Source organism: Flavobacterium alvei (assembly GCF_002920895.1).
Classification (GTDB): Bacteria; Bacteroidota; Bacteroidia; order Flavobacteriales; family Flavobacteriaceae; genus Flavobacterium; species Flavobacterium alvei.
The window spans coordinates 340,556-353,098 of the sequence record NZ_PQVG01000001.1; the positions used below are offsets into that span (position 1 = coordinate 340,556).

Sequence of the window (12,543 nt, forward strand, 5' to 3'; positions counted from 1 at the left end):
CCCCCCTCTAAAACATAAAAATAAATTACGCAAAAAACCCAGACCACTTTAACATCCATTGGACAAAAGCATATCTGGGTTTTTAACTTGAATGCGTCTCGCCAAAAAAAGCAACTACACTCTATGGGTTCAAATAACTAAATTCAATTGCGAGTTTTAAATTCTAAAATCAATAGCAATTCAATTCAAAATTGAGTTTTTAATTTTTAATAATCTTTTTTGAATAGTTTCCTTCAGCTGTTTGTACTGTTAAAAAATAATTTCCATTAGTCAAACCTTGAAGCGAAACTGTGTTTTTATTTTCTGAACGAACTAATTGCCCCAAGTTATTATACACTGAAATTTTTTGAACTGTAGCATTATTAGACAAGCTAACAGTTACAAAATCAGTTGTTGGATTAGGATAGACTGCGATTTTAGCAGATTCTTTAAATTCACTAATACCTAACGGCGCAGCAGAAACAACAATAGTAATTGCTTTAGTAGTAAATCCATAATCTGTTGATGCCTTAAGATAATATGTAGTTAGTGCCTTAACAGCAGTTGGTGTACCGCTAATTGTTCCAGTTGCAGAATCAAGAACCAAACCAGCTGGAAGTGCAGGACTTACTGTATAAGTTGCTGTAGCACCTGTCCCTAAAGTTAAAGCTGATTTAGGATTGTCAGCAATAGCAGTTCCTACAGTATAGGATCCTGCAGTAGTGGTATAATCAAGTGCTGAAGGTTCTGTTCCTGGTAAAACTGCCATAATAGTTGTTAAAAGTGTAACCGGATCATACTTGTTTAAAAGTACTTTTCCAGCTGTTAGAGCAGCTCCCGAAACCTTTAATACATTAGTAGTGATGTAATTTCCGATTGCCACCGTTCTATCAGTACCCAACTCAATTCTACCGCCATCTACATTAACAATCCCCTTAGTACCAATTGTTAAAGCCCCTGCTGTTTTCACAAGACCAGCATTTACATTCAATATACCATTGCAATCTACGTACTGAGGGTAATTTCCCACAGCAATACTCCCAGCAGAATCTGTGGTTACAGTTCCGCCATTTACATTTAAAGTACCTGCTTGTTTCTGACTTATTAATAAAGCTGATTTTACATTTAGAGCTCCTCCAACTTCTACATTGGTAACGGCCAAAGAAGTACCAACAGTTGTTCCAATATAAAAATTACTTCGTCCATTAAATAAACCACCAGTAACCGTTAATAACCCATCAACACTATTAACACCTCCTGCATTAATATTTCCAGAAGTTGTTAGATTTCCTACTGTGGAAATATAAATAAGACCAGAAGTTGGCGCACCAGATGTTAATGGATAATTTGCACTAAGCACAGGGTTATTAGGCGACCCTGCACCTATTGTGAAAGTATTCCCGCTAAGAAAAGTGGCTGGCGGTGCTGCTGTACTCCAATTCGTAGCATCTAGAAAATCTGAACTTGTTCCGCCAACCCATGTGTTTAATTGCGCATGTGAAACATTAAAAGCTCCCAAAAGAAAAACAAGAAAGCTAAAAGATAAAACGTTGTTTTTAAGTAATTTTTTTTTCATATTTAAAAAGTATTAATGGTTTAAAAAATCATGTTTTTTTTATTATTTAAAATAAATAGCTGCTAAAAAAATATTTTATTCATTTTTTTAGTTAAAATTTATTTTCAAAACTATTACAATACATATCCAAAAGCATCCTGTACTTTCCTGCACATCCTAAAATCTACTAAATCAAACCCAAAACAAATTAAGGTTTCCGAACAATTACTTTGAATTTCCAACAATATCACCGCTATTTCTCTTACACTTATTTTCAAAAATGTGTGAATATTAACAAAAAAAAGCGATAATTAACATAAATCACAAATTATCAGCAAACTAATTTTTAATATCAAAAAAAATATATTTTTATTTTATCAAAATAAAAATATATTTTTGTAATCGATTACACTTTAACTATTTAATTTTATAATTCATACTAATTTCTTTTGTCAAATATGAAAAAAACAGTTTTATTGAGTTTCCTGTTATTAGCCCTCAACTTTACTTCGGGTCAAAATTATTACATGACCAGTCCAGAGGGGTTTGGAGCAGCTGCAACTGGGGCGGGAACTCCAACACCAACGAATACGGTTACAGTTACAACCTACGCTCAATTAAAAACTGCTCTTACATCCACAGCAACCGCTAATGCAGTAATTCTGGTTTCTGGAACTATTACCTGTGACTATACTAGCGTGTTGTTGACCAATAGAACAATTATTGGTTTGCCAGGAGCAAGACTTAGAAACACTCAAATTACAATAACTGCCACACCACCAACAGCTGCCGACAACACAACATCAGCAAATAACTCAGGCATTCTTTACATTAAAGACGGCTCTACTAATGTCATTATTAGAAACCTAATTTTCGAAGGACCTGGCGCTTTTGATTGCGATGGTAGAGACTTACTCACAAGTGAAGGCAAAAATATCTGGGTAGATCACTGTGAGTTTCAAGACGGAATGGATGGTAATTTTGACATTAAAGGAGCAGCCGACAACCACACCGTTTCTTGGTGTAAATTTACGTATTTAAAACCTCCTTATGCTGGAGGATCTGGAGGATCAAACGACCACCGTTTTAGTGGTTTAGTTGGCTCAGGAATTACCGACATGCCAACTGACGGAAGATTCAGTGTTACTTTTAAAAACTGCTATTGGGCAGAAGGTTGTAGAGAAAGAATGCCAAGAGCCAGAAACGCCGAATTACACATTTTAAATTGTTATTACAAAACTTCTATTTCAGGAGCCAAGGCAATTGGACTCGGAGCCGGAGATAGTGGTACCACTTGTTATGTAGAGAATTGCAATTTTGAACAAATAACCACCATTTCTAGTCCTGTTACCGAAGGAACTGGAACCACTTCAGTAAAATTTGATGGCTGCACAAAAGGAACTGTTCCAACTGCTGTAACTGGTCTAGATAAATTAACTGCTATAAAACCAACCTATTCTTATACTGTACTACCTGTTGCCAACGTGGCGGGTTATGTTTCAAATACTAGCTGTGGAGCTGGAGCAACTTTGAATGTTACTGCTGCTGGAGTGATTTCAACTTCTTGCCCTAATTTAGGTGTAGAAGATCGTACTATTAGTTTGGGAAATCTGTATCCAACTACTGTAGATACAAATTTGACTATTGATTTATCTGACAGTGTATCAGGTGATGCTACTATATCTATATTTTCGACTTCGGGACAAAAAGCGTATTCCTATTCTAAAATAGTTTCTCCTTCTGAAAAACTTTCCATAAATGTTGCCAACTTATCAAATGGATTGTATTTATGTAATCTTAAAATAGGAGAATCATCAACAACTTGGAAATTTATAAAGAAATAATTTTCTACCAACATCAAACTTAACTGAGGTCTATTTTTTTAATAGATCTCAGTTTTTTTTATACACCTTGTTTTTAGTTCTGCAAAAATCAAATTTAAAATAGTTTAAAAATAACACACTAAAAATTCTACTAGGACATACAAATATCCCAAACACTCTTAACTTTAGATTCAGAAAAATAGCACGCTGTTTTGTATTTATCATTATATTTACATTATTTAATTTTCAAAACATCGCTATGGAAGTTTTCTTATTTGTATTATTGATTGCTTTTTTGTTCTACATCAAAAATGCTATCGACTCAAAATTCGACAGATTCGAAGATCGAATTGAAGACAAAATCGATGAGAAATTCAAAGAATTATTTAAAAAAATTGAGGCATCAAAAGGAACCGAAAAACTTCCAGAAAAACCTATAGTTGCTCCTGAAATTGCAAAACCAAAACAAACTCCAGAAGCAATAAAACCAACTGTGGTCATTGAAAAAACAGAACCTTTGGTTTTTACACCAATCGAAAATGAGGTTGCCAAAGAGAAAATTGTCTTTTCAATGGACAATGCCTCAGCTCCAAAACACAAACAACCAGAACCAAAAGCCTATATCCGTGAAGAACCTACTAAAACCTTTTGGGAAAATTTCAGGGATAACAATCCCGATTTAGAAAAGTTTATTGGTGAAAACCTCATCAACAAAATTGGTATTTTGATTCTGGTTTTGGGAATCAGTTATTTCGTGAAATATGCCATTGACAAAGACTGGATTAACGAACCAGCACGAGTGGGAATTGGGATGCTATCTGGCGGATTGATTATGGGAATTGCACATAAATTGCGCCAAAAATATGCTGCTTTCAGTTCGGTTTTTGTGGCGGGTGCCATTGCAGTTTTCTATTTTACAATTGGCATTGCTTTCCACAGCTACCATTTGTTTGGACAAACAACAGCCTTTATTATTATGGTGCTTATCACCGTTTTCAGTAGCCTAATTTCACTTTCTTACAATCGCAAAGAACTAGCTGTATTATCCCTGATTGGCGGGTTTGCCGTTCCGTTTATGGTCAGCACTGGACAAGGAAATTATGTCGTTTTGTTTACTTACATTCTCATCTTGAACATCGGGATTTTAGCATTAGCCTATTATAAAAAATGGGGAATCATCAATATTATGTCCTACGTTTTTACAGTGATTTTGTATGGAGCTTGGCTCTTTAAAGACCTCGACGAAAAAACGCCGCATTATCTGGGCGCATTTGCCTTCGGATTTGCCTTTTATTTTGTTTTCATCCTTATCAACATCATCAATAATGTTCGAACAAAAGGTTTTTTCTCTCCTATAGAATTGAGTATTCTGGCCAGCAACACCTTCCTTTTTTATGGGGCTGGAATGGCTATTTTAGAACAGTTTCATCCCGAATTCAAAGGATTGTTCACTACTTTATTAGGAGTTTTAAACTTTGGCTACGCTTATTTTTTATACAAAAAATTTGGTTTGGACAAAACTGCCGTTTACTTGTTGGTTGGCTTGACGCTTACCTTCTTAACTTTGTCCATTCCAATACAATTCGAAGGGAATTTTATCACCCTTTTCTGGGCTGCCGAAGCCGTGATGCTGATGTGGCTTGCACAAAAATCAAAAATAACTTATTATCGATTTGCCTCGGTGATCGTTCATCTGTTGATGATTGGAAGTTTATTGATGGATTGGTCTGCTATTTATATGTCGTCCACTATTTTAACCATTGTCTTCAACAAAATCTTTTTGACTGGAATTTTTGCCGTGGGTTCTTTATTTGCCGTTTACTATTTATTGAAAAAAGAAGACGAAGATTTGGAACAATTTGGATTCATTTTCAATCCAGAAAAATACCGAAACGGTCTAGGATTGATTGGAATAATCCTCTCCTATTTTGTTGGATTGTTTGAGGTAAATTTTCAAGCCAACGCGCATATCCAAGGAGCCAATTCAGCCTTGACATTACCTATTTTATATCATTTAATTTTCTGTGCTTTGGTTGTGTACTTCTTGTGCAAAATCAAGAACACTCTTGGTTATCAACTAGCATCCATTATAGCCGTAGTCAATATAATACTCTTTGTGTTTTTCTTTTTGAATTATGCGTTTTATGAGCACGAGTACTACATTACAACTGGAAATCATCAAAGAATTGGGTTTTATTTGCATTACATTTCACTACTTATAACCTTGTTTTTCGGCTATAAATTATACCAAATCAACAAGGAAAATCCAGTTTTCAACCTATTCAAAAACAAATTCGCAGTTTGGTTTGCAGCCTTTTTAATCATCTACCTGGCTAGTACCGAATTGATGCTGCACGGATTGGTCGTTTCGAATTCGCCAATAACAGCTCAACAAGTACAATCGAATGAGTATTACAAAAATTATAACGCAACGGAATTGCCCTTTCTTAAAGCACAAATAGCTGACGATGCCATACAATCTACTCGAACTCAAATCATAAAAACTGGTTTTCCAATCCTATGGGGAATTCTCGCTTTTGCTTTCTTGATTATCGGAATTAAAAAACGAATTAAAGCCATTAGAATCATAGCCTTATCTTTATTGGGAATTACCATTCTAAAATTATTTTTGTTCGACATCAGCAATGCTTCCGAAACTGGTAAAATTATTGCCTTTATCTTATTGGGAGTTTTAATCTTAATAATTTCATTTGTGTATCAAAAAATAAAAGTCTTGGTGCAAGACGACAACAAACCCTTGAAAACCGATGAAACTGAATAATTTTTTAATATTTCTACTAGCCACAAATGGCCTGTTGGCACAACACACAACGACGGCAAAAATCGAAATTCCCAAAGAAAATGGTTTGCACAAAATAGTGTTGCCAGCTGAAATTCGCTCGTTTTCAAAAGAAGAATTGGGCGATTTCAGAATAGTAGATTCTAAAGAAATAGAAGTGCCTTATTATGTTATTCCCCAAGAATATATAGACAAAACACCTCATTTTTTTTCGGAATGCAAAATAATTTCTACAAACGTGCTTCCTAAAAATAAAACAACCCTTATTTTCGAAAATCCCAAAACGTCTATCGATTCAATTGTACTTTGTATAACTAATTCCGATGTTACTAAAACCTACTCCATTAGCGGTAGCAACGACCAAAAAGAATGGTTTGGATTGGTCAATAATTCAAAATTATCCGATCTCGTAAACACAGAAGAAACAGTTGTTTTCAAAACAATAAGCTTTCCATTAACTTCCTATCGTTATATCAAATTTGATTTTAATGACAAAAAAACTTTGCCCATAAACATTTTGAAAATCGGATTTTTTGCCAGCAAAACAACATCGAATATTTTAGAGGAAATTCATCCAAAAAACATCAAATTCCAACAAATTCCAGCCGAGAAGAAAACCCGAATTTACATTAGTTTTGATCATCCACAAATTGTAAACCAAATCCATTTCAAAATCTCTAGTCCCAATTTATTTCTTCGAAATACCCAAATATACGTGAACAAAAAAAAACGCATCAACCACAAAGCAGTTGCGTTTCCGGAAAATTTATCCTCTTTTGAATTGAATTCGAATACCAAAAACACCTTTACTATTCCACAATTTTTTGGAAAAGAATGCTTTATCGAAATAGAAAATCAGGACAATCCTCCCTTGACTTTTTCTGAAATTCGCTTTTTTCAAAAACCAATTTCAGTAATTGCCGATTTGAAAGCCAATCAAAAATACACTGTCGAAACTGGAAATTCAAAACTGAATAGTCCTGATTATGACTTGGAAAATTTCAAGAACAGGATGGGTAGTAACCTGCCTGAAGCCAAAATATATGACATCAAACACGAGATTTCTCAAAAGACAAATGTTCAAAACAAATCTTTTTGGCAGGAATCTTGGTTTATGTGGCTTTGCATCGGTTTAGGTGGAATTGTCATTGTCTTTTTCACAATGAGTTTAGTCAAGGATATGAAGAATAATTCAACCATCTAAACTAATAATTCCCTATTTTTGTCCAAACATTAACATAAAAACAGGATTTATGCTCATCATAGGAATTGCGGGTGGAACAGGCTCAGGAAAAACAACAGTTGTCCATCAGATAATGAATGAATTACCTCATACCGAAGTGGGAATTATCGCCCAAGACTCCTACTACAAAGCCTCTACAGTCGAAAGCTACGAAGAACGTTCCAAAACCAATTTTGATCATCCCAGAGCCATCGATTTCGATTTATTGGTCAGCCATCTCAAGGAACTCAAAGAAGGAAAAACCATCCATCAGCCTGTTTATTCTTTTGCTATTCACAACAGAACCGACGACACCATTGTCACACATCCTCGAAAAGTAATGATTGTAGAAGGAATTTTAATCCTGTCAAATCCTGAACTTCGCGATTTATTCGACATCAAAATATTCGTTCACGCCGATTCGGACGAACGTTTAATTCGAAGATTAAAACGGGACATTGCCGAGCGAGGTCGCGATATGGAAGAAGTATTAAATAGATACCAAACCACACTAAAACCTATGCACCAGCAGTTTATAGAAAACACCAAAGCCTATGCCGACATCATCATTCCCAACGACAAATACAATACAGTCGCCATTGATGTGGTTCGAGCTGTAATAAATCAACGAATCTTATAATTTTTTTTGTATTTTTATAACTAAATTTTCAAGAAGCTATTTCCCGCTATCCGCTATATCTCTTGTGGCGAACACCGCCAAAAGAGGTAATTGCGAAAGCAATTGAATATCGGGGCTAAAAAAAACAGTATCACAAATGGCAAACCCATATAAAGACAAATCTTGGTTCAAATTTTTAAGCAACAAATACGTTTGGGTGTTACTACTATTTTCTATTTGGATGATATTTTTGGACAACTATTCCTATTTTGGACATCGGGTTTTAGACAAACAAATTGATGAACTCGAACAAAACAAAGAATACTACCAACAAGAGATCAAAAAAGACCAAGAAAATATAAAAAAACTAAAAAACCCAGACCAAACCGAAAAATACGCCCGCGAAAAATACTATATGAAAAAAGACAGCGAAGATGTCTATATCATTGAATTTGAAGGCGACACCATAGAAAAAGACGTCAAAAAATAGACCCTAAAAAAAAACAAAGTGAATTTCATTTGAAGATATAACCACACTCGTAATGAAAAATTTATTCGACGATTTCGATCCAGTTTCTTCCAAACAATGGAAACAAAAAATCCAGTTCGAACTCAATGGTGCCGATTACAACCAAACTTTAATCTGGAATTCTCCCGAAGACATCAAAGTAAAACCTTTTTATCACAGTGACGATTACAATCCAACTTCGGGCATAAATACAAAAGCAACGCAGTTCCTAATTTGCCAAAATATCTTCGTACACGATCTTGCAAAATCAAATGCTAGAGCTATTGACAGCATCAATCGTGGTGCCGAAAGTATTCGATTTACCATCGAAGACGAAAAAATAGAGGTAGCAAAACTATTGCAGCATCTTCCATTAGATACAATCACAATTTATTTTAACCTTAGTTTTGTTTCCATCCCTTTTATTAAGAAAATTGAAGCTGTAGCCAAAGAAAATAAGGCAAAAATATACTGCAACATCGACCCTATTGGGCAATTAGCCAAAGAAGGAAATTGGTTTGAAACCAAAGAAAAAAACAATTTCGAGACCTTAAATCTACTTTCAGAATCCATTTCAAATATTTCATTACTTAGCATTGACGGAGGTTTATACCAAAATGCAGGAGCCAATATGGTGCAACAAATTGCCTATAGTTTAGCTCACGCCAATGAATATTTCAACCAAATAAAAACTATAAATCAACCTATAGTTTTTCAGATTTCAGTTGGAACTAACTACTTTTTCGAAATTGCAAAACTCAGAGCCTTGCGGTTGCTTTTCAATTTGATTGCCAAAGAATACAACCACAAATTTGATTGTCACATACTAGTTTCACCCACAAAACGCAACAAAACAATCTATGATTACAACGTTAATATGTTGCGAACCACAACCGAATGTATGAGTGCAATTTTGGGTGGTGCCGATGCCATTGCCAATTTACCTTATGACGCCTTGTTTCACAAAGACAACGAATTTGGCAACAGAATAGCCCGAAATCAAGTATTAGTGCTCAAACACGAAAGCCATTTTGACAAAGTCAACAATCCAGCCGATGGAAGTTATTACATAGAAAGTCTTACCACACAATTAGCCGAAAAAGCTTTAACTTTATTCAAAGCTATTGAAGCCAATGGCGGTTTTATCAAACAACTTAACGAAGGAATTATCAAAAGAAAAATACAAGAAAGTGCCGATAAAGAACAGGAATTATTTGATTCTGGAAAAGAAACCTTAGTTGGAACCAACAAATATCCCAACAAAAAAGACCGAATGAAGGACGATTTAGAATTGTTTCCATTCGTGAAAATAAAACCTCGAAAAACATTGATTTCACCCATAATCGAAAAACGATTGGCGGAAAAAATGGAACAAGAACGACTCAAAGAAGAAATATAAAAACAACATGAAAAACATACTCTATACATTAGCCCTACTCCTTTCTCTAACCGTTTTTTCTCAGCAAAAAACGATAGAAATAACCAATATGGAGTCCAGAAAAACAGTTGTTTTTAAAGAAAACCAACGCGTCAAAATCAGAACATTAGACCTCAAAAAATGGGTGGGTAATCTTAAATTTTCAGACAGTCTCCATATTATTGTAAACAATCATAAACTTGCAATTGACAGCCTTCAAAGCATAAAAAACCAGCCCAAAGTACTGGGAACAGTCAAAACCGTTGTCTTAATTTCAGGACTAGCAATTGTAGGCACTTCTCTAATTGCGGCATCAGGCGGAAGTGAATCTGCATTACTAATTTTTATGATTGGTTCTGGCACAACCATTAGCGCTGGAATTATGGAAGGCCTCAATAAGAACTACACCAAAAGAAAATGGACGTATAAAGTTGTTGAAAAATGACACGTAAAAACCTTCAACATATAACACTAAAGTCAGAAGTTAGAAGTCAGAAGTCAGAAGTTTCAAGAAAAGAAAACTTCCTAACATCCGAAGGTATTGAACTAAAACCAACCTATTCTGAAAAAGACATCGAAAACCTCGAACATCTAGATTTTGGAGCGGGTTTTTCACCCAATTTACGAGGTCCATACGCCACGATGTATGTTCAACGTCCCTGGACCATTCGGCAATATGCAGGTTTTTCAACAGCCCAAGAAAGCAATGCTTTTTATCGTAGAAACTTGGCTGCAGGACAAAAAGGGCTTTCTATAGCCTTTGATTTACCCACCCATCGAGGTTATGATTCTGACCACGAACGCGTGGTAGGCGATGTTGGAAAAGCGGGTGTTGCCATCGATTCGGTCGAAGATATGAAACTATTATTTGACCAAATTTCACTAGACGAAATGTCCGTTTCTATGACGATGAACGGAGCCGTTTTGCCTATTATGGCTTTTTATATCGTCGCTGCCGAAGAACAGGGAGTCAACCCAGAACAACTTTCGGGAACCATCCAGAATGACATTCTAAAAGAGTTTATGGTGCGAAATACCTACATCTATCCACCAACACCTTCGATGAAAATTATTGCCGATATATTTGAATTCACTAGCAAGAAAATGCCCAAATTCAATTCAATTTCCATCTCTGGCTATCATATGCAAGAAGCTGGAGCCACTGCTGATATTGAGTTGGCCTACACATTAGCCGATGGTTTAGAATACATTCGAACAGGGTTAGCTGCTGGAATGAAAATCGATGATTTTGCACCTCGCCTTTCCTTTTTCTGGGCTATCGGGATGAACCATTTTATGGAAATTGCCAAAATGAGAGCTGGACGAATGATTTGGGCAAAAATAGTCAAACAATTCAACCCTAAAGACGAAAAATCTCTAGCCTTGAGAACCCATTGCCAAACTTCAGGTTGGAGTTTGACTATGCAAGACCCCTTTAACAATGTAGCTCGAACCACTATCGAAGCTGCCGCTGCCGCTTTTGGCGGAACCCAATCTTTGCACACCAATGCCTTGGACGAAGCCATCGCTTTGCCAACCGATTTCTCGGCCAGAATTGCCCGAAATACCCAAATTTATTTGCAGGAAGAAACCAAAATTACCAAAACAGTCGATCCTTGGGCAGGCAGTTTTTATGTTGAAAGCCTAACGAACGAAATTGCTCAAAACGCTTGGAAACTAATCGAAGAAATAGAAGAATTGGGCGGAATGACCAAAGCTATTGAATCGGGTATTCCTAAATTGCGCATCGAAGAAGCCGCAGCCAAAAAACAAGCGCGAATTGATAGCAATCAAGACCTAATTGTAGGTATCAACAAATACCGCTTGAAAAAAGAAGACCCACTGCAAATTCTGGATGTCGATAACCAAATGGTGCGCCAACAGCAAATCGAACAATTAGAAAAAATTAAATCCAGACGCAATACCGAAAAAGTACAACTTTCGCTCAAAAAACTAACCCTTTGTGCTCAAACTGGAGAAGGTAATTTACTAGAAATCGCTATCGAAGCAGCGCGAAATCGAGCCACTTTAGGCGAAATTAGCGATGCCTTAGAAACAGTTTTCGGAAGATACAAAGCACAAATTAAATCCTTTAGTGGCGTGTATAGCAAAGAAATAAAAGAAGACAAAAGCTTTGAGAAAGCCAAACAACTGGCCGACGAATTTGCCCAAAAAGAAGGCCGTCGCCCAAGAATTATGATTGCCAAAATGGGGCAAGACGGACACGACCGAGGCGCAAAAGTAGTCGCCACAGGCTATGCCGATTTAGGCTTTGATGTCGATATAGGCCCCTTGTTTCAAACCCCAGCCGAAGCCGCCAAACAAGCTGTAGAAAATGATGTGCATATCCTTGGCGTTTCCTCTCTTGCGGCAGGTCACAAAACATTAGTACCGCAAGTTATCGATGAACTCAAAAAATACGGTCGCCAAGACATTATGGTAATTGTAGGCGGTGTAATCCCTACTCAAGATTATCAATTTCTGTTTGATGCTGGAGCAGTTGCCGTATTTGGACCTGGAACCAAAATAAGTGAGAGCGCAATTAAAATGTTGGAGATATTATTAATCTAAAGATTAAACTTCAAAGACTTTAAAAACCTTTGAGGTTTAAATACAAACA

General features: G+C 36.0%; 9 protein-coding genes. 8 read left to right on the forward strand and 1 reads right to left on the reverse strand.

Going from position 1 to position 12,543, the window contains the following annotated elements; all coding sequences use genetic code 11:
• Positions 1–199: 199 nt before the first annotated feature.
• On the reverse strand, positions 200–1,555 hold the full coding sequence (locus tag C3L50_RS01340; RefSeq protein ID WP_103804235.1) for a T9SS type A sorting domain-containing protein: 1,356 nt from the start codon (positions 1,553–1,555) through the stop codon (positions 200–202).
• Positions 1,556–1,992: 437 nt separating this feature from the next.
• On the opposite strand from C3L50_RS01340, the gene C3L50_RS01345 reads away from it, so the two are divergent.
• The 8 genes from C3L50_RS01345 to scpA all read left to right on the forward strand — a co-directional run bounded on the left by C3L50_RS01345 (position 1,993) and on the right by scpA (position 12,494).
• On the forward strand, positions 1,993–3,378 hold the full coding sequence (locus C3L50_RS01345) for a T9SS type A sorting domain-containing protein (protein ID WP_103804237.1): 1,386 nt from the start codon (positions 1,993–1,995) through the stop codon (positions 3,376–3,378).
• A 238-nt stretch (positions 3,379–3,616) separates the two neighbouring features.
• A complete protein-coding gene (locus tag C3L50_RS01350; protein WP_103804239.1) occupies positions 3,617–6,139 on the forward strand; it encodes a DUF2339 domain-containing protein in 2,523 nt (840 codons plus the stop codon).
• 34 nt (positions 6,140–6,173) lie between these two features.
• Positions 6,174–7,361 (forward strand): hypothetical protein, encoded by a 1,188-nt coding sequence (locus C3L50_RS01355; RefSeq protein WP_165783947.1) that lies wholly within the window; start codon positions 6,174–6,176, stop codon positions 7,359–7,361.
• 49 nt (positions 7,362–7,410) lie between these two features.
• A complete protein-coding gene (gene udk / locus C3L50_RS01360) occupies positions 7,411–8,019 on the forward strand; it encodes a uridine kinase (RefSeq protein WP_103804243.1) in 609 nt (202 codons plus the stop codon).
• Between the two features lie 136 nt (positions 8,020–8,155).
• Positions 8,156–8,488, forward strand: a complete 333-nt coding sequence (locus C3L50_RS01365) for an FtsB family cell division protein (RefSeq protein ID WP_103804245.1) — start codon at positions 8,156–8,158, stop codon at positions 8,486–8,488.
• 52 nt (positions 8,489–8,540) lie between these two features.
• Positions 8,541–9,905 carry a methylmalonyl-CoA mutase subunit beta gene (locus C3L50_RS01370; RefSeq protein WP_103804247.1) on the forward strand — a complete coding sequence of 455 codons (1,365 nt, stop codon included), beginning with the start codon at positions 8,541–8,543 and terminating at the stop codon, positions 9,903–9,905.
• A 7-nt stretch (positions 9,906–9,912) separates the two neighbouring features.
• The gene (locus C3L50_RS01375; RefSeq protein WP_133158839.1) at positions 9,913–10,368 is read left to right on the forward strand and encodes a hypothetical protein; all 456 of its coding nucleotides are present in this window, start codon (positions 9,913–9,915) and stop codon (positions 10,366–10,368) included.
• A complete protein-coding gene (gene scpA / locus C3L50_RS01380) occupies positions 10,365–12,494 on the forward strand; it encodes a methylmalonyl-CoA mutase (protein WP_103804250.1) in 2,130 nt (709 codons plus the stop codon). Before C3L50_RS01375 ends, scpA begins: the two co-directional genes overlap by 4 nt.
• Positions 12,495–12,543: the final 49 nt, after the last annotated feature.